This window comes from Pseudomonas sp. NPDC089741, from assembly GCF_044748825.1.
Lineage (GTDB): Bacteria > Pseudomonadota > Gammaproteobacteria > Pseudomonadales > Pseudomonadaceae > Aquipseudomonas > Aquipseudomonas helmanticensis.
Genome location: NZ_JBIVGT010000013.1, coordinates 28,738 through 46,152, shown reverse-complemented (window position 1 = coordinate 46,152; position 17,415 = coordinate 28,738). Strand labels below are relative to the sequence as shown.

General features: G+C 58.8%; 16 protein-coding genes and 1 pseudogene. 7 read left to right on the top strand and 10 right to left on the bottom strand.

Annotation, left to right across the window (positions count from 1 at the left end; all coding sequences use genetic code 11):
• Positions 1-14 precede the first annotated feature (14 nt).
• The 3 genes from ACIPZE_RS14950 to ACIPZE_RS14940 form a co-directional block, all read right to left on the bottom strand.
• Positions 15-2,564, bottom strand: a complete 2,550-nt coding sequence (locus tag ACIPZE_RS14950) for a LuxR C-terminal-related transcriptional regulator (protein WP_400773574.1) — start codon at positions 2,562-2,564, stop codon at positions 15-17.
• Between the two features lie 139 nt (positions 2,565-2,703).
• Positions 2,704-4,071 (bottom strand): DUF1329 domain-containing protein, encoded by a 1,368-nt coding sequence (locus ACIPZE_RS14945; RefSeq protein WP_400773573.1) that lies wholly within the window; start codon positions 4,069-4,071, stop codon positions 2,704-2,706.
• Between the two features lie 23 nt (positions 4,072-4,094).
• A complete protein-coding gene (locus ACIPZE_RS14940; protein WP_283437648.1) occupies positions 4,095-5,888 on the bottom strand; it encodes a DUF1302 domain-containing protein in 1,794 nt (597 codons plus the stop codon).
• A gap of 632 nt (positions 5,889-6,520) precedes the next feature.
• On the opposite strand from ACIPZE_RS14940, the gene ACIPZE_RS14935 reads away from it, so the two are divergent.
• From ACIPZE_RS14935 to ACIPZE_RS14920, 4 genes and pseudogenes are all read left to right on the top strand, one after another.
• On the top strand, positions 6,521-8,743 hold the full coding sequence (locus ACIPZE_RS14935) for an S-type pyocin domain-containing protein (protein ID WP_400773571.1): 2,223 nt from the start codon (positions 6,521-6,523) through the stop codon (positions 8,741-8,743).
• Positions 8,733-8,996: a bacteriocin immunity protein gene (locus ACIPZE_RS14930; RefSeq protein ID WP_129389283.1), complete on the top strand. Its 264-nt coding sequence runs from the start codon at positions 8,733-8,735 to the stop codon at positions 8,994-8,996. The genes ACIPZE_RS14935 and ACIPZE_RS14930 overlap by 11 nt, the downstream gene beginning before the upstream one ends.
• 19 nt (positions 8,997-9,015) lie before the next feature.
• A pseudogene (locus ACIPZE_RS14925) lies at positions 9,016-9,267 on the top strand (bacteriocin immunity protein); the annotation flags it as partial.
• A 27-nt stretch (positions 9,268-9,294) separates the two neighbouring features.
• Positions 9,295-9,558, top strand: coding sequence for a bacteriocin immunity protein (locus ACIPZE_RS14920; RefSeq protein ID WP_129396093.1), 264 nt, complete (start codon positions 9,295-9,297; stop codon positions 9,556-9,558).
• A 44-nt stretch (positions 9,559-9,602) separates the two neighbouring features.
• On the opposite strand, the gene ACIPZE_RS14915 is transcribed toward ACIPZE_RS14920, so the two are convergent.
• The 5 genes from ACIPZE_RS14915 to ACIPZE_RS14895 all read right to left on the bottom strand — a co-directional run bounded on the left by ACIPZE_RS14915 (position 9,603) and on the right by ACIPZE_RS14895 (position 13,583).
• The gene (locus ACIPZE_RS14915) at positions 9,603-10,514 is read right to left on the bottom strand and encodes an SDR family oxidoreductase (protein ID WP_400773570.1); all 912 of its coding nucleotides are present in this window, start codon (positions 10,512-10,514) and stop codon (positions 9,603-9,605) included.
• Between the two features lie 190 nt (positions 10,515-10,704).
• Positions 10,705-11,607, bottom strand: a complete 903-nt coding sequence (locus ACIPZE_RS14910; protein WP_400773567.1) for an alpha/beta fold hydrolase — start codon at positions 11,605-11,607, stop codon at positions 10,705-10,707.
• Positions 11,607-12,389, bottom strand: a complete 783-nt coding sequence (locus tag ACIPZE_RS14905; protein WP_283437651.1) for a class II aldolase/adducin family protein — start codon at positions 12,387-12,389, stop codon at positions 11,607-11,609. The genes ACIPZE_RS14910 and ACIPZE_RS14905 overlap by 1 nt, the downstream gene beginning before the upstream one ends.
• 131 nt (positions 12,390-12,520) lie before the next feature.
• Positions 12,521-13,207, bottom strand: a complete 687-nt coding sequence (locus ACIPZE_RS14900; protein ID WP_400773564.1) for an LrgB family protein — start codon at positions 13,205-13,207, stop codon at positions 12,521-12,523.
• Positions 13,197-13,583: a CidA/LrgA family protein gene (locus ACIPZE_RS14895; RefSeq protein ID WP_400773562.1), complete on the bottom strand. Its 387-nt coding sequence runs from the start codon at positions 13,581-13,583 to the stop codon at positions 13,197-13,199. Before ACIPZE_RS14895 ends, ACIPZE_RS14900 begins: the two co-directional genes overlap by 11 nt.
• A 95-nt stretch (positions 13,584-13,678) precedes the next feature.
• Here ACIPZE_RS14895 and ACIPZE_RS14890 point away from each other — a divergent pair, with 95 nt between their 5' ends.
• Positions 13,679-14,566, top strand: a complete 888-nt coding sequence (locus ACIPZE_RS14890) for a LysR family transcriptional regulator (RefSeq protein WP_400773559.1) — start codon at positions 13,679-13,681, stop codon at positions 14,564-14,566.
• On the opposite strand, the gene ACIPZE_RS14885 is transcribed toward ACIPZE_RS14890, so the two are convergent.
• A complete protein-coding gene (locus ACIPZE_RS14885; RefSeq protein ID WP_400773558.1) occupies positions 14,556-15,011 on the bottom strand; it encodes a flavodoxin in 456 nt (151 codons plus the stop codon). The genes ACIPZE_RS14890 and ACIPZE_RS14885 overlap by 11 nt on opposite strands.
• A gap of 153 nt (positions 15,012-15,164) precedes the next feature.
• Here ACIPZE_RS14885 and ACIPZE_RS14880 point away from each other — a divergent pair, with 153 nt between their 5' ends.
• Together ACIPZE_RS14880 and ACIPZE_RS14875 are read left to right on the top strand one after the other, a co-directional pair.
• Complete coding sequence (locus ACIPZE_RS14880) at positions 15,165-15,623, top strand: PAS domain-containing protein (protein WP_400773557.1); 459 nt, start codon at positions 15,165-15,167, stop codon at positions 15,621-15,623.
• A gap of 72 nt (positions 15,624-15,695) precedes the next feature.
• Positions 15,696-16,301, top strand: coding sequence for a hypothetical protein (locus ACIPZE_RS14875; protein ID WP_129389259.1), 606 nt, complete (start codon positions 15,696-15,698; stop codon positions 16,299-16,301).
• Between the two features lie 3 nt (positions 16,302-16,304).
• Here ACIPZE_RS14875 and ACIPZE_RS14870 read toward each other — a convergent pair whose 3' ends face one another.
• Complete coding sequence (locus tag ACIPZE_RS14870; protein WP_400773556.1) at positions 16,305-17,264, bottom strand: MerR family transcriptional regulator; 960 nt, start codon at positions 17,262-17,264, stop codon at positions 16,305-16,307.
• Between the last annotated feature and the right edge of the window lie 151 nt (positions 17,265-17,415).

The following is a 17,415-nucleotide window of genomic DNA, read 5'->3' as shown; positions in this document are numbered from 1 at the left end:
CGACGCCAACCTCGTCAGCACAGCCCGAGCACTTTGGCCTTGGCCACCGCTTGGGTTCTGCGCTCCACGCTTAACTTGGCGTTGATCCTGCGCGCATGGGTCTTGACCGTGTGCAGGGAAATGTACAGTTGCTCGGCGATCTTCTGATTGGATTCGCCTTGGGCAATCAGCTTCAACACCTCAACTTCACGCCGGCTCAACAGCGCTTCGGCTGCGACCGCCGGCGTTTCAGCGCAGGGCTCGGCGGCGGCGCGGATCAGCGCTGTGTCGGGATGACGCAAGCGCCACTCGAGCAGCGACTGCTGCAACTGACACCGCGCGACCAACGCCTGGCCCTGTTGCAGCGCCCGTTGTGCCAATGACACTTCACCTTTGTGCCAGGCAAGTTGCGCCAGCACCAAGTGCAACTCGGCTTCGAGGCTCAACATGCCTTTTTGTTGCGCGCCGCTCAACGCCTGCTGGATTTCCGCCAGATCAATCAGCGATGGCTGTATTTGCGCCCTGGCCGTGAGCAACAAATACTCCAGGCGCGGAATCAGCTCAAGGGTTGCCGGTGGCGCTTGCCGCGCGTGCGGCCCGTGAAAGTGGCGTAAAACTCGGCTCAGCGCTTCATGCGCCAGTTCCGCCCGGCCCTGCTGCAACCAGAATTGACTGCTGACCTGCAGCAACACGCCGCGATACACCGTGTCCGGAATCTGCCGTTGCTGCATCAACCGTTCCGCATCGCGCAGGCGCACAAACGCTTGCGCATAATCCTGCTGATTGGCCGCCAGTTGCGCCAGCCCGAGAAAACCATACAGCACGCGTTTGTCGTGACTGCGCTGGCAGTCTTCCAGCCCGCGCTGGAACCACTCGGCAGCACGCGCTTCGTCGCCCATGCACAGGGCCAGCCTGCCGCGCCGCAACGCGATGCGGCCGAGCAACGGCACCGGGCGATGTTCACGCTGGCACAGCAGTTCCTGCGTGCTGGCCAACAGATCGTCGGCGCGGGCCGGCGCACCGCGCTGCTCCAGCAATTGCGCATGGTCGAGTTCGAGCAAACCTTCGAACAGCAATGAACCCTGAGCACGCGCCAGGCACAACGCCTCGCGGTTTATGCCATGGGCCAGTTCCAGTTCGCCACAGAGCAAGGCTTGCTGGGTTTGCCCGGACAGGCACAACAGCCGTGCGGGCCAGGCGTCGCTTGCCAACTCGGCCAGCGCTTGGCGGAAATGCTCGCGCGCTGGCGCCATTCGCCCCTGCAAATGCAGCAACCAGCCTTGCAGCGCCTGCCATCGCGCCAGCCATTGCCGCTGCTTTTGCGCCGAGGGTTGCGGGACAAATCGCGACATGTGTTCGATGCTGGCAGCGGCCTGATCAAAACGGCCGGCGAACAGCAGTGCCGCCGTGATCAAGCCGACCAGTTGCGGCGAGCCCAACGTCAATTCTTCACCTTGCTGCTCATGCAAGCGCAACAGCAGCACCACCGTTTGATCATCGAACAGATGCTCGAAAGTGAAGTGCTGCAACAAGCTCACCGCCACTTCGAATTCTTCCGCCAGCAAGGCTTGTTCGAACGCCGAACGCCAGTCCTCTCGCGCGGTAAACCATTGGCACGCGCGCCGATGCCAGGAGCGCCCCTGTGGCCAGCGCGACTCTTGGATCACCCGGCTCAGCGGCGGAAAAACCTGCAACCATTCGGCCGAGTCCTGCCAGGGTTCGATAAAACAGCCGAGGCTCTGCAACGCGCGCAAGAGCTGCGCACCGTCCCCGGCACCGAACAGATGCTCACACAATTCATTATTGAAACGCGGTAAATGCGCCAACACGCGCCAGGCCTCGGCCAGCTCCGGCGACAGGCTGCTGAAGAGTTCGTGTTGCAAGTAATCGAGCAGCGTGTCCACCCGTTGCTGCGGCTGATTGTTCTGCGCCCAGTCGCACTTTTGCAGCAGCGCCATGCGCACCCCGGCGCACCAGCCACCGGTACGTTGCCCAATTCGCCCGGCAACACTCAGCGCTTGTTCGGCTGGTAAATGGTGCAGCACCTGGGCGATTTCACTTTGCGTGAGAGCCAGTGTTGCGGCTTCACATTCATACAGCTCATCGTCGAGTAGCAAGCGCGGCCAGTTGCACTGTGGCCGCCGCCGCGTGCCGATCCACCAGATCAAGGCCGGACTGCTGATCGCCAACAGTCGATCGAGCCAGGCGTCCAGCGCCGGATCCGGCTGACGACAATAATCGTCGATAAACAGCCACGTCGGTTGCGCCCAGCGCGCCAGTGCAGCAAGCAGGCCGGCCTCATCCGTTGCGATCAGGCCCAGCGCTTGCGTCAGCCGCTGAGAGAATTCGCCGCGACTGATCGTGGCCCCCGCCAACGCTATCCAGTGCAGCGAACACTGGGCCGGCGCCTGCAACAGGCATTCGGTGAGCAATGCACTCTTGCCGCTACCGGCCGGCGCGCAGATCAGCCGCACCCGTGCCGCTGACGCCAGTAATGGTTCGCACAAGCGTGCGCGCGCCTGATGATGAGAGGACAGTCGGGGAAGAAATCCGGGGCGATCCAGGCACGGCGTCATGGCGGTCATCGGGTGAGCCTTTTTATCGTTGTGCAGTCACCCTAGCCCTGTCCAGTGAGCTTGTTGACGAGTATTCAGCGCGCTGATTGCCAGCCATAAAAAAGGCGACCGTGCGGTCGCCTTTTGTACAGCCGATGTATCCGAAACGTTACCGAACGCCCTCTGCGCGCAGGGCCGATGGCGTGAAGTCGGCAGCCTTGGCTTCGAAGCCGAACTCGAAGCTGTGTTTCTCTTCGTTCTTCATCCCCAGGGCAATGTAGCGGCCGGCAATGATGTCGTAGAGCGCTTCCAGCGTGTAAGCCTGGGCCTGGTGATCGTAGTAGTACTGCGCATGCCCTTCGGCGACACGCCACAGTTGGCCGCGGCCATCGTAGTGATCGACCAGTGCCACCTGCCAGCTGTCCTCGTCGATGTACATGTGGCGCTTGGCATAAATGTGCCGCTCGCTCGGTTTCACCGTGCCGATGACTTCCCAGACGCGGTGCAATTCATAGCGAGTCAGGTCCTGATTGATGTGCCCGGCCTTGACGATGTCGTCGTACTTGAGCGTCGGCGAATCGAGCTTGTAGCTGTTGTACGGAATGTACATTTCCTTCTTGCCGACCAGTTTCCAGTCATAACGATCCGGTGCGCCGGAGAACATGTCGAAGTTGTCAGAGGTGCGCAGACCGTCCGCCGCAGTGCCCGGGCCGTCATACGCCACTTGCGGCGCACGCCGAACCCGACGCTGGCCGGCGTTGTAGATCCAGGCCAGACGCGGCTCCTTCACCTGATCGAGCGTCTCGTGCACCAGCAGCACGTTACCGGCCAGACGCGCCGGCGCGGTCACCGACTGCTTGAAGAAGGTCAGCACGTTGGCAGCTTTATCCGGATCGAGATCCTTCATCAACTGCGGCACGGCGATTTCTTCTTCGAAGCGGATCGGCGTGTAGCTGCCGTTGGTCTGCGGCGTCACCTGAGTAATGATGCGTTTGACGTTGCCGCCGTGATAGCGGGTGATGTGGTTCCACAACACCTCGACGCCGGTCTTCGGAATCGGGAAGGCGTAATAGCGATTGCCGGTGAAATTGGCCAGGCCGTTACCGTCATTGATTGTCGTCACGTTCAGCGCACTGCGCTTGGCCGACTCGTAGATGTCCGCCGGCACGGCGACCGTGCGATGCGTCGGATAGACCGGGATCTTGTAGGTTTCCGGGTAGCGCTTGAACATCGCCACCTGGCCTTCGGAAAGTTTGTCCTTGTACTTGTCGACGTTGGCCGGGGTGATGGTGAACAACGGTTTTTCGTTGGCGAACGGATCGGCGAGAAAGCCTTTGCTGTCCACCGCCCCGGCGTTCTTCGGAATGCCGCCGGTCCATGCGGGAATCGAACCGTCAGCATTACCGGCCTTCTCGGCACCGAGCGGAGTCAGGCTGGTGCCAAGCTTGTTCGCTTCATCCGCCGACACCGCCGCCATCACGTTGGCCGCCAGCAGACTCAGGGCGAGGACACCACATTGCAGAATCATTTTGCGCATTGCTTTCATCCTTCTCGGGCAGATCAGAAGTTCACGCCGAAGCTCAGAGCGACGAAGTCACGGTCTTCGAGGACGTTGTAGTCGCCACCAAAAAAATCGGTGTAACTGAGGCTCGCGGTGTAGGTGTTGCGGTAGTCGGCATCGACGCCGACGCTGATCGCTTTCGCGCCTTCGTTGAACAGGCCGTTGGGGCCGTAACCGGCGACGTCATGCGACCACGACAGGTTGGGTTTGAGGTTGATCCCGCCGATCACGTTGGCGTAATCAAGGATCGCCCTAGCGCGATAGCCCCACGACGTCGAGGTGACAAAACCGTCGGTGTCGCCACCAAAACCGTACTGGCCGTAGACCGAGTCGCGGCCATAACGCAGCTGGCTGCGCGACTCCAGACCGCCGACATGCACGACCGCCGCTTCACCGACCACGGTCAGACGTTCAGCACCCAATACCTGATCGAAGAAGTGCGTGAGGGTGCTCTGGATCTGCGTGACTTCCTTGCGGCGATAGCCCTTGTTGTCTGCACCCGGTGTGGTCACCAGTGGCGATGCTGTGCCAGCGGCAATTGGGTTAAGCAGCGCCAGCGTCAGGTCGTTGGTGTTGACCTGCACCGGCGCATTCGGCCGATAGCTGATCTCGCCGGTCCACGCGGTACCGGTGGGCAGCGTGGTGGAAAAGCTCGCGCCATACAGGCGAATGTCTTCCGGGTATTCGAGGTAATACTGACCGCGTCCGAGCATCACGCTTTGCGCCAGGCCCGAACCGCTGCCAGGCGCCAGGCCGTTGGCGATGCCGACCATCGCCGGCAATGTCGCCAGCGTCGACAGACCTGCCGTGGTGGTACCGACTGTTGGCGTGCGGCTGTGGTAATTCATGAAATAGAGGCCGTACTCGGTGTCGTCGCCCAGCCAGCGCAGCGCTGTGCCCCACTGCCCGGAATCGCGCGCGTCACGGTCGCCGCCACGGGGCACCACCACGCCCTCGCGGGTCACTTCGATGGGTTGGCCGAACGCCGCTGCCAGCGGGGCCAGCGGCGCAATCGCCGGGCTGCCGACGGTGTAGCCGTTGTTGCAGCCGTCCGCCGCGACGTCGACACCAAAGAACGTGCCGCAGTTGTCGAGAACCGTCTGGTCCCATTCCAGTTGATAGAAGCCTTCGACCGAAAGTTTGTCGGTGAGGCTCTGCGAGCCGAACAGCATGTTCACCGGAATCAGGCCCTCCTTGATCTCTGCGCCCGGGCGGCGGAAGGCTGAGACGTCGATCGGGTTGATGCTGTTGATCGAGTTGCCGATGAAGGTACTTTCACCCCAGCTCACCACCTGCTTGCCCGCGCGCACGGTGCCCGGCAGATCAGCGATGGTGTAGTTGTGATAGACAAAGGCATCGAGAATCTGCGCGCCAGACGACTTCGCGCCCTCCTTGCGGCCACTGTCGCTGATCGGCTTGAACTCGCGGTCTTCGTCCTTCAATTCAAAGTCGTACCAATACTTGCCACGCACAAACACACCGGTGTCGCCGTACTTCAGTTCGAGGTCGTGGATGCCTTTGAAGATTTTCGAGAACGTCTCGCCCTTCTTGAAGTTCAGGCGCCCGTCATCACCGGTCGAAGATTGGCCCGTGCCACCGTTGACCGTACCGACCAGCGACTTGTCGGCATCGCGCAGGCCCCAACTCGCGCCCACCGACAGCGACGAGTCGAACGTGCCTTCGATTTCCCCGATGTTGAACGAAACCGCGTGCGCCTGGGCGCAGCAACCCAGAGCCACCGCGGCTGCCAGCGCCTGCGGTGTGAAGATGGCGCGCATTGTTGTTTTTGTCATGCGTCTTCCCCGGTGAGTGACAGAAGGCCCCACCCTACTGCCGGGCGAGCAGGTCGATAAGCGCACCAAGGAGGTATTCGCGTTGTCGCTCGAAAGGATGAATGCCCGCACCGCACGGGGCTTTCCGCGCGCCATGGACCGGCTGGATGGACGATCATCAGCGCAATGCATGGTGCGCAATCGGCCACCGGACTGTTGCATGCCCCGCAACAGTGCATGTCCGGAATCGCTATTTTTCCTACAACTCCAAGACCTTATTCTGAGCGGGCTTTCACGGAATACGTCGCAAAGCACAATGCCAGCTACGCTCAGTCAGCGAAGCGATTGGCAACAGATTTCAGGTGAATCGAAGCATTCGATTGACCGCCCCGCTGTTCACTGACGTTGATTTGTAGCTCCTTGATCCAACGTCTTACCTTGGCCGCTGCGTTTGCAGCGGCCTTTTTTATGGGCGCATGAAATACCTTTCCTGATTTCATGCAGGAAATGTCCGACTCCGTGTAAGAACTTCCCAGGCTTAAAGCCACCGCGCTGAAACTTCATACTTTATCCACAGCAAACACCCACACCCCTCCCGGACACTTCCGAAGCACTTTCGCTGTAACTTCAAATGGCAGAGGCGACCAGCTTCTGTGAAGTTTCGACTTCCAAAAATGCACATTCAAAAGGATATGAATATGCAAAGGCCTCCACCGTTTGAATTAACGGAACCGGTTCATACAATAGGTACTTTGCCGCCGTCGATGCTGCCAACTTCCGGCACAGTCGATCATTACCGCCATGGCGGCACGTTCGGTACTGTGCGAAGTCCGGCGCGTTATCAACCGATACTGCAAAGTTTCATCATCCCGCAAGAACGCGAGTTCAAAAGCAGAACCGAACAGATCCCCCAGACCATTGAAGTGGAACTGGCCGCCACGCGTCTGGAAGAGTCCACACAGCCGTTGCCACCGGCGGCCGCAATCATTCGCGAGTTGGGCGTACGCAACAAACTGATTCAACGCAAGAATCAGCAACTGCAGCACCAGACAGCCTTGTCACAGCAGTTTTACGGCAGCGACCCAACTAACAAAAGCGCCGATCAGTTTCTTGCTCGCGCCAATGTCATCGACAACCGCTTACGGCCCGACGGCCCGGGCATGAATCTGTGGAAACAGTCCTACCGCGCGGCACTCGAAGCCCGCCTGCTGACCCAGACGCTGGCGGTTCTGCACCAACAACAGATCAGCGTGCACCAATGGCTCGCAGCGGTACAAGCCAACGACCACACGCAGAACCTCGCAGCAGAAGCCACGCGCCAGGCGGCAGAACAGGCACGAATCGCCGTCGAGCAACAGCGTCAGCGAGACCTGCAGGAACAAGTCCGTCGCCAGCAGGAACAGGCAGAAATCCAGGCACGCGAGCAGGCTCGACTGGCGGCATTGGCCGAGGCGCAGCGTGTGGCTGCCGAGCAGGCGCGTGTTGCTGCCGAAGCCGCCGCGCAACACATCGTCGCTGAGAAGAGGCGGCTCGAAGTGCTGGCCGAACAGCAACGCCAGACTGAAGCCGACGGAGTCCGTACCGCGCAGGAAGCCCGGCAGAAGACTGAAAAAGCCCGTATCGAACAGCAACAAAAAGCCGATCGATCAGTGAAAAGAAAAAACCAGAAACAGGCACGCCGCAAAGCCCGGGCGCAGGCTCAAGAGCATGCCGAGCGCAAACGCCTGCACGCCGAATGGCAGCAACAAAGCGAAGCGCGCTGGACAAGCCCGACATTCGCCAATGCCGGCGCAGCCGCAGCTTTTGGCCCGACCTTCGCCGGAACACTGGGCGTTATTGCCAACCCTGCAACCACGACGGCGGCACTGCAGACCTCGCTGCGCACGGGTGTAGCCCTTGCGGTAGCAGCCGCTTCCACCTTCGCCGTGCCGTTTGTGGTGGGTTTCGCCGCGTTATTGGTCCCCTCCGATCTGGGCAACGGCGATCTCTATTCCGCGAGCGTTCCTCTTGCAGAGCTTGCGCCTGACCTGGCAGTCGATCTGTATCAATTGGCAGCCTCCGGCGGTGCCGTCGATCTGCCGGTGCGGCTTGGCTCAAGGTCGCTGGGCAACCGTGTCGACATTGTCGTCGTCAGCACTGATGGCGTGGTTGTCCCGCACACAGTGCCAGTGAGACTGGCGCGGTTTGATGCGCAGAAAAACCTTTACGTTTCGAGCGCCGCTGACATTGGAGCGAAGGGCCCCACGGTCACTTGGACGCCATTGGTCGCGCCGCTGAATCCTTCGACCGAAGCCCCTCAGGTCGAAATGGATTTGCCGATCTACGAAGGCGCCGAGGTAACCGCCGACAGCGGTCGGATCGATCTCAACCCGGTATGGGATCAATACGGATTCGGTGGCTGGATCACCGTCTTCCCGATCGACTCCGGGCTACCGCCCATCTTCACGATGTTCCGAGATCGAAGGCAGGATTCCGGGGTGGTCAGCGGAATGGGACAGGCGGTTTCGAGCAATTGGTTGGCAGCGGCAAAAACCCCGGAAGGCGCCCCGATCCCGGCGCAGATTGCGCATAAGTTTCGAGGGCGGGAGTTTTCGAGTTTCAGGGCGTTTCGCAGGGCGTTTTGGAAAGCGGTTGCAAATGATGCTTTTCTGATTGAACAGTTTTCTCGATTTAACAAATTCGACATAAAACGAGGGCTTTCACCGACTGCCTCTGGATCAGAACGAATTGGAGGAAAAATCAAACTAGATATTCATCATATTGAGCCTATTTTCGATGGTGGCTCGGTGTATGACGTAGACAATCTTCGCATACTCACACCCAAGCAGCACATTGAAACCCATTCAAGAATGAGAAAATTAAAAAATGAAGCCTAATAAGAAATTTGAGGAATATACAGAAGCAGAGTACATATCTCTCATCAATCGTTTGGTTGAGGGCGATTACTCATCAGAGAAAGAACACGACGCTATTGTCAACGAGATTATTCTATCGTCTGAGCACCCCAATGGAACAGACGTTCTTTACTATCCCGAGGACGGTACGGACGACAGTCCAGCTGGGGTATTAGAAACTATAAAATCCTGGCGCACTGTCAATGGGAAACCTGGATTCAAAACACAACAATAATAAAAAGGCAGATTTTTAATTGAAGTTAAAAAATGCGCTAACAGACTATACAGAGGCCGAATATCTAGAAATCATACAGCGCTTATTTAAAGGGAAATTTCCTTCGGAAGAACAGCATGACGAGTTTGTCGATCACATCGTAAAAACCTCCGAACACCCGAATGGAACCGGAGTGCTCTACTACCCCGAAGAAGGTATTGAAGATAGTCCTGCCGGAGTTCTATCTGCCATTAAAGATTGGCGACTGGCCAACGGAAAACCTGGATTCAAAACAACAACAAAAAAGGCACATTGCGAATTGAAGTTTAAAAATGCGTTATCAGAGTACACAGAGTCGGAATATATCGAGCTAATCAACCGACTATTTGAAGGCAATTACTCGTCAGAAAGAGAGCACGACGCAATCGTCGACAACATCGTTGACACCTCTGAACATCCAAATAACACAAACATTCTTTACTACCCGGAAGAGGGTGTAGAGGACAGCCCAGAAGGCGTATTAGGAGCCATTAAAGCCTGGCGCGCAGCCAACGGAAAACCCGGATTCAAAACCGAGGAATGAAAAAAAAGCGAGCAGGCTTCAACGCCTGCTCGCTTTCGCTGCGATTACAAAGAGTACTTCTGCAAATTCGCCATCATTTCCTTCAGCGCCTCGATATTGTCCTTCGGATGCGCCGCCCCTTCGAAATTGCAAATCTGCTGCCAATGCGCGGCAACGTCCTCAGGCGAGAAACCCGCACGCGGATCGAACCCGGCGCCCAGGCTGCGTTCCCAGCGCACTTTGCCCATCCAGCCGCCACCGACTTCGAACAATCCGGAAGTCTCCTGGCACTGTTCGCTCGCCAGGTACACCACCAACGGGCTGACCAGTTCCGGTTTGAGTTGCTCGAACACTTGTGGCGGGATCAAGCCTTCGGTCATGCGCGTGCCGCCGGTTGGCGCGATGGCGTTGACCAGAATGTTGTTCTTGCGACCTTCGATGGCCAGGGTGCGGGTCAGACCATAGAGGCCGAGTTTGGCCATGCCGTAGTTGGACTGGCCGAAGTTACCGTAGATACCCGAGGTCGAAGCCGTGAAGATCACGCGGCCGTAGTTTTGTTCGCGCAGATGCGGCCATGCGGCGCGGGTGACTTTGTAGCCGCCTTCGACGTGGACGCGATACACCAGATCCCAGTCGGCGTCGTCCATTTTGTGGAAGGTCTTGTCGCGCAGGATGCCGGCGTTGTTGACCACCACGTCGACGCGGCCGAAGGCATCGAGAGCGTTCTGTACGAGTTTGTCGCCGTCGGTGACCGAGTCGTGGTTGGCTTCGGCGATGCCGCCGGCCTGACGGATTTCCGCGACCACGCGATCGGCAGCGGAAGCATTCGCGCCCTCGCCCTGCGTCGAGCCGCCGAGGTCGTTGACCAGCACTTTGGCGCCCTGCTTGGCGAACAGCAGCGCATGGGCGCGACCGAGGCCACCACCGGCTCCGGTGACGATTACGACTTTATCTTCGAAACGCACAGACTCATTCATCGCGGCAACTCCAGCAGGCCAGTATTGACCCCGAGTGTCAGGCACGCGGCTTTCGGTCACAACGAATACGGCAGAGGCTGAATGGTGCGCGATAAGGTTGGGGGATAGTGAAGATCAAAAGATCGCAGCCTGCGGCAGCTCCTACACAAATCCAATGTAGGAGCTGCCGCAGGCTGCGATCTTTTGATCTTCAGGAGCAGGCCACTCTGCGCGGTGGCAAGACAAAGCGTTCACGAAACTCCAGGTAGTGCTTAAGCACCTGCACCGGCGCCTCAGTTTGCGGGTAGTGACCAATGCCCGGCAGCAGCACAGCGTCGGCATCAGGAATCAACTCGCAATAACGCTGCACCATGTGCGCACCAGAGATCGGATCGACTTCGCCATCGATCACCCGCAGAGGAATTTCACCGCGCTGCATCGCCGCAACCCAACGATCACGCTGCACTCGACGCTCCGGAATGTAGCTGATCAGTTTGTGCATCACGCGCGGGCCGTGATTGCTGTCGACCAGACTCCAGAAATCATCCAGTTCGCTTTCGCTCGGCCGGGTGTGCGGGCCGAAGATCTGGCGGAAGCTTTTCACCAGAGCGTCACGGGTAAACGCACGGCCGATCATCCAGCCCAACGGGCTCAACAACAGTTTTTGCATCAGCACCGGGCGATGGGTTTCCGGGAACAGGCCGCCGTTGAGGAATACGCAACTGGCCACTTCGATGCGGTCTTCATAATGCCGGGCGAGCAATTCCTGCGCGACGCTGTCGCCGTAATCGTGTGCCAACAGATGCACCGGTTGCTCGACCTGCAAATGCGCGAGCAACGCCTGTTGCAGATCGGCCTGTTCCAGCAGGCTGTAGGTGTGATTGAGCGGTTTCGCCGAGTCGCCAAAACCGAGCATGTCACAGGCGATCACTCGATAACGCTGCGCCAGTGGCTGCCACAGGTAGTGCCAATCCCAACTGGCCGTCGGGAAGCCATGGATCAGCAACAGTGGCTCGCCCTGCCCGGTTGTCCAGTAACGGATTGACTGGCCACGAAAGACAAACGTCTGGCTGCGTTTGCGCCAGACACACAGAGGAATCTCGGCGAGAGGCATTAGAGTTTATACCCGGGGTCTTGTTTATCGAGTTTGCGCAGCAACGCTGGCCAGGCCAGCGCGCCACCCATGCCTTGAGCACTTTTGGTGACGCCGGCGATCATCGCTTTGGCGCCTGCGAGAATCTGCGGTTCGATGGCGATGAGTTCAGCACCACCGGTTTGCGCCATGACCTGAATGTCGCAGGCGCGCTGGAAGGTGAACATCATCAGAAAGGTATCGGCGATGCTGCCGCCACAGGTCAGCAGACCGTGGTTGTGCAGCATCAGGAAATTGTTTTCGCCCAGATCGGCCTGCAAGCGCGCCTTCTCTTCGTGGTTCAGCGCCACGCCTTCGTAGGCGTGATAGGCCAGGCTCGACAGCACGAACAACGATTGCTGGCTGATCGGCAGTACGCCCTGCTTTTGCGCCGACACCGCAACACCGGAGGCAGTGTGCGTATGCAGCACGCAAACCACGTCATGCCGCACTTCGTGCACGGCGCTGTGGATGGTGTAGCCGGCGGGATTGATCTCGTGGGGGCTGTCCATGAGTTTGTTGCCGGCCTGATCGACTTTCACCAGGCTCGACGCGGTGATCTCATGAAACATCAGACCAAACGGGTTGATCAGGAAATCTTCGGTGCCCGGTACCTTGGCGGAAATATGGGTGAAGATCAGATCGTCCCAGCCGTGGGCGGCGACCAGACGATAACAAGCGGCGAGATCGACACGGGCCTGCCACTCTGCGGCGCTGACCTGGTCTTTGACATTAAGGGACGATTGGACGGGGGCTACGCTCACTGTATGCACCTCTGCGTTCTTATTGTTCTGCACGTGTGAGCAGTCTAGTCAGGCGCAGAGGATCGCGTAGTTGCATTCGCAGCCAGCTTGATGACTGACCGAGTCAGCAATGCAAACGGCTTGGATCCATGTCAAAGCAACGACGCCAACAAAGGTGCGGCGAACAGATTGAGCAGCCCGGTGAGGACCATCACCAGGCCCGCCACCGAGCCTTCCTCACCGCCGACTTCATGCGCGCGACTGACCCCGGCACCGTGCGCGCCTACACCGAACAACGCACCACGCGCCAAGGCACTGCGCAGCGGCAGCCACTTGAGCAGAACCCCGCCGAGCATCGCGCCGAACACGCCGGTGAACATCACGAACACGGCGGTCAATTCCGGCACGCCGCCGAGGTCCTGCGCCAACGGCATGGCGAAGGGCGTAGTGATCGAACGCGGGACCAGCGACAGCGTTACCGAACTGTCCAGCGCCAGGGCTTTGGCCAGGCCGAACGAGGTGGCGATCGACGCGGCACTGCCGGCAAGCATGCCCAACAGCAACGCCGACCAGTGCCGCACCAACAGGCGCCGTTGCTGCCAGATCGGAACGGCAAATGCCACGGTGACCGGGCCGAGCACCAGCATCAGCCAATGGGTGTTGCTCGAATATTCCGCATAAGCCGTATGCAACGGCACGGCAAGCGCCAGCAACAACACCGGCACCAGAATCAACGGCGACAACAGGTAACGCCCGGTGCGGCGGTAAATCCAGCGACTGAATAAATACGCCAGCAACGTGAAGGCGAGCCAGAACATCGGCATCCATTCAAGCTTCATGGGATCGCCTCACGCGCACAGCGAACTCCACGGTGAAGGCTGTAACCAGCATCACCATCAACGTGCTCGCGGCGATCACCAGCAGAATTCGCCAGCCGTCATTGCGCAGCAGCGTGCCGTAGTCGAGCAGGCTCATCAGTGCCGGAATAAAGAACAGCAGCATCTCTGCCATCAGCAGACCGGCGCCCAATTGCAGCGCTGCCGGTTTGACCCAGCCGAACGCGAATGCCAGCAACAGCAACGCCATGCCGATCACGCCGCCAGGAATCGGCCATGCCAGCCAGGCGGCAAGTTGGCAGCCGAGCAGGTACAAACCGAGCAGTACGGCGAGTTCGACAGTTAAACGAGAAAGGTGCTTGAGGCTGGCGACGTTCATGAGGTTGCTCCTGACAGAGGCTTATTTTACGAAGCGGACTGTCATCCCTGAAGCGAATTGTTAGACTCAAAGCCATTCCAAATTGGAATCAAGCGATGGAATTCAAACAGCTGCGCAGTTTTGTCGAAGTCATGCACCGGGGCGGTTTTACCCAAGCGGCGAAAACCTTGCACATCAGCCAGTCGGCGGTCAGCAAGCAAGTCGCGCAACTGGAACAGAGTCTGGGCACGCCACTGCTCGAGCGCTTGGGCTCACAGCTGCGCCTGACCGCCGCCGGCAGTGTGGTGTTGCAACGCGCCGAAGGCATGTTGCGTCTGCGCAATGAGTTGCTGGTCGAACTGGATGACCTCAGTCATCTGGCACGCGGCGAACTGCGCCTGGGTCTGCCGCTATTGGGCAGTGATGCCCTGTTCGCCGGATTGTTTGCCGAATACCGGCAGCGCTATCCGAACATCAGCGTGCAGTTGCTCGAAGGCGGCAGTCGCCATATCGAGCAGGCCGTATTGAGTGGTGAACTGGAGTTGGGTGGCAGCTTGTTGCCGAAGGATCCGCAGTTCGACTTCCAGCCGTTTTGCGACGAGAAACTCGACGCTCTGCTGCCGGTGGATCATCCGTTGGCGGCGCGCGGCGAGATTGGCCTGGAAGAGTTGGCCGATACGCCATTCCTGCTGTATCAGCGCAGCTTCGTGCTCAACGATCGTTTGCTGCAGGCGTGCCAGCAAATGGGCTTTACGCCGAAAGAAGGCGGACGCAGCGGGCAGGCGGATTTTCTCGCGGCGCTGGTGGCCGCCGGGCAAGGCGTGGTGTTGTTGCCGAGTGTGGTCGCGCGCGGACTGGTGCGGCCAGGCGTGGTCCGCCTGGCCTTGCGCGCGCCGGACTATCTGCGCTGGGACATCGCCTTCATCTGGCGTCAGGGCGCCTATCTGTCGAAAGCCGCCCAGGCGTGGCTGGCCCTGCTGCGCGAACGGGCGATCAAGCCTTGAGCGCGTCGATCAACTGCGCCAGCCAAGGCTCGGCGTCGGTTTCCGGCGTCACGCTTTCGCTGGCATCGATACGCAACATGTCCTGCACTTCCCGCACGCCCAGTTCGCCGAACAGTTCGCGCATCTGCTCGCCGCCACCGCAGAACGTGTCGCCATAACTGGCATCACCCAGGGCAATCACCGCGCCTGGCAAACCGCGCCAGGCCGCCGGCAATTGATCGCGAATGGCCGAATACAGCGGTTGCAGGTTGTCCGGCAACTCGCCCATGCCGGTGGTCGAAGTCACCGCGAGGAACGCGTCAGGGCCGAACGCTTGAATGTCCGCCAAGCTGGCGCGCGAGTTATAGAAGGTTTCAAAACCAGCGGATTTCAGCAGGTTCTGGGCGTGGCGAGCGACTTCTTCGGCGGTGCCGTAGACCGAACCGGAGAGGATGGCGACTTTCATCAATCTGATCCTGAAACTGAAAAAAAGAGCGGCGATAGTAACAGCCCGCAACGCAAAGCTGCGATTGGATCTCAACTGGCGATAATGGCCAGTAGACAGCGACGACGGTTCTTCTAGAATGCGAGCCTTCGACCACTCTGAACGGACTCACAGATGATCAATGCCAACCTGCTGCAAATGGTGATCAACGCATCGAACGATGGAATCGTGGTAGCGGAAAAGGAAGGCGAGCAGGACAACATCCTGATCTACGTCAACCCGGCTTTCGAACGCCTGACCGGTTACACCAGTGAAGAGATTCTCTATCAAGACTGCCGCTTTCTGCAGGCGGGAGACCGCGATCAAGAGAACCTGCAGCTGATTCGCGAGGTGCTGCGCGACAACGGATCGTGCCGGGAAATCCTGCGCAACTATCGCAAGGACGGAACGCCGTTCTGGAATGAGCTGTCGCTTTCGACGGTGAAAAACGCCGCGGACGGGCAGACTTATTTCGTCGGCGTGCAGAAAGATGTGACTGTCCAGGTCAAGGCGCAACAGCGTGTCGTGCAGCTAGAAGCACAGGTTGCGGCGCTGCAGGCAGAGCTGGAAGCATTGAAAGCGACAAACGGTTAAAACAAAACAGCGAACTAATTGTCATTAACTACAATCACCAATGACTTTGTAACTATTTCTTTCGAGCTAGCCATGCAACGCGACGCCCTTCTCACTCAGGATGAGCTGGATTTCATCCAGACCATGCAGCACAACCCGCAACTGAACGTGCGGGATGCGACGTCGAGTCTGCTGGTTAATGGCGGTTCGCAGATCCGTGACTTGCTCACGCGCCTCGCGGCGCATGAACAAGTCACCATTCAGGCCAACTTCGAAAACCAGCAAATGACCTTTCCGCTGCACCTGGTGGAAGACGAGTTTCATGCGCTGCACCTGCGCCTCGGTGTCCCGAGCATTTACGAAGACGGCCCGATGGTGCGCCCATGGCGACTGGTACTCGAAGAGCCGGTCGCGCTGGAAAATGCCAAAGGCCAGCCAGGCATGATGTGGGTGCACGAGGTTTCGCATAAAGGCGTGTTGCTGGAAATGCGCAACAAGACCAAACCACCCAAGCATTTCGCCTTGTGGTTCAGCCCTTCGGGGTATGAGCGGATTTCATTGCGCGGCAATTTCGAACGCGAAACCGAACAGGGTTTCTACGCCTACGAGCTGAGCCAGACCGATGCCGATGAAACCGAACGTCTGCGTCAGTTCATCCTGCAACAGCATCGCTTGACCCATCCTGCCCTGCACACCTGATTCTCAGGTATCCAGTTTACCGGCGAGAAATTGCGTCAGGCGCTGACGCATGGTTGCACCTTCGTTACCAATGCAACCGATTGAACTGGCCGCCAGACTGTCTTGCGCCAGATCGGCCGCGTCTCCCGCCAGCAACACCTGACAATCGAGACTCAACGCCAGCCGTTGCAAGCGTCGCGGTAATTCCGCGCTGGGCGCATGATTGGAAAACAGCACCAGCGCTTCCGGTTTGATCTTCTCGCAAATCAGCGTCAGCTCGTCGAACGGCTGCCCAGTGGTCAGCACCCGCACACCCGATTCGCTGGTACTGAGAAATAACGCCGCCACCAGCAATTCCAGTTCGCGGCACTGACCGGCCAAAGCGCTGACAACAATCCTGCGCGGCTGAGCAGCACGCAATGTGACGATCCGCTGCAACACCCGCGCGCGCAGAAAACCATCGAAAAACAGCCATTCGCTGGTTTGCCCGAACGCCTCCTGACGCTGCAACAATGCCCGCCAGAGCGGCATCAGAATGTCCTGAAACACCACAGCGAGCGAATACGAAGAAAATATCTGCGCATACACCCGATCCATTTCCTGATCATCGAACGAACTGATCGCGCGCTGTACCTGATGCTGCCACTGCTGATAGTCAGCCTGCACCAGATCGTCGGAAATGATGTGCGCCAGCGCTTTCAAGGGCTCGGTCTTGGCGAGAATCCTGCCGATCTTGCTGACCGCTACGCCACGGTCGATCCATTCGACAATGCTGCGAACGCGCTCGATATCGGTCATCGAATACAGCCGATGCCCGCTTTCGGTGCGTGTCGGCTCGATCAATCCGTAACGTCGCTCCCATGCGCGCAAGGTGACCGGGTTGACGCCCGTCAGCCGCGAGACTTCGCGGATAGGGAACAGATCTTCGCGCTCGATGGCCACAGATGCCTGCTCAACAGGGTTTACGTCCGTCATGACAGGCATTGTGCGGTCAACTTCCATGCTGGTTAATTGGATCCCATTCTACCCCTGATGCCCCTTCATCGTTCAAGTAGCTATCTGCGACGAAAGTCGCTGGTTTAATCGTTAAAATCAGGAATAATCCTTGCTTGTTGAAAAGCGCAGGCCTCTACCC

Coding starts and splice junctions, on each gene's coding strand:
- ACIPZE_RS14900 (WP_400773564.1), bottom strand. CDS start 13,207: ATGAAGCTTGAATGGATGCCGATGTTCTGGCTCGCCTTCACGTTGCTG.
- ACIPZE_RS14930 (WP_129389283.1), top strand. CDS start 8,733: ATGAAGCCTAATAAGAAATTTGAGGAATATACAGAAGCAGAGTACATA.
- ACIPZE_RS14890 (WP_400773559.1), top strand. CDS start 13,679: ATGGAATTCAAACAGCTGCGCAGTTTTGTCGAAGTCATGCACCGGGGC.
- ACIPZE_RS14880 (WP_400773557.1), top strand. CDS start 15,165: ATGATCAATGCCAACCTGCTGCAAATGGTGATCAACGCATCGAACGAT.
- ACIPZE_RS14895 (WP_400773562.1), bottom strand. CDS start 13,583: ATGAACGTCGCCAGCCTCAAGCACCTTTCTCGTTTAACTGTCGAACTC.
- ACIPZE_RS14940 (WP_283437648.1), bottom strand. CDS start 5,888: ATGACAAAAACAACAATGCGCGCCATCTTCACACCGCAGGCGCTGGCA.
- ACIPZE_RS14885 (WP_400773558.1), bottom strand. CDS start 15,011: ATGAAAGTCGCCATCCTCTCCGGTTCGGTCTACGGCACCGCCGAAGAA.
- ACIPZE_RS14910 (WP_400773567.1), bottom strand. CDS start 11,607: ATGCCTCTCGCCGAGATTCCTCTGTGTGTCTGGCGCAAACGCAGCCAG.
- ACIPZE_RS14950 (WP_400773574.1), bottom strand. CDS start 2,564: ATGACCGCCATGACGCCGTGCCTGGATCGCCCCGGATTTCTTCCCCGA.
- ACIPZE_RS14945 (WP_400773573.1), bottom strand. CDS start 4,071: ATGCGCAAAATGATTCTGCAATGTGGTGTCCTCGCCCTGAGTCTGCTG.
- ACIPZE_RS14875 (WP_129389259.1), top strand. CDS start 15,696: ATGCAACGCGACGCCCTTCTCACTCAGGATGAGCTGGATTTCATCCAG.
- ACIPZE_RS14870 (WP_400773556.1), bottom strand. CDS start 17,264: ATGCCTGTCATGACGGACGTAAACCCTGTTGAGCAGGCATCTGTGGCC.
- ACIPZE_RS14915 (WP_400773570.1), bottom strand. CDS start 10,514: ATGAATGAGTCTGTGCGTTTCGAAGATAAAGTCGTAATCGTCACCGGA.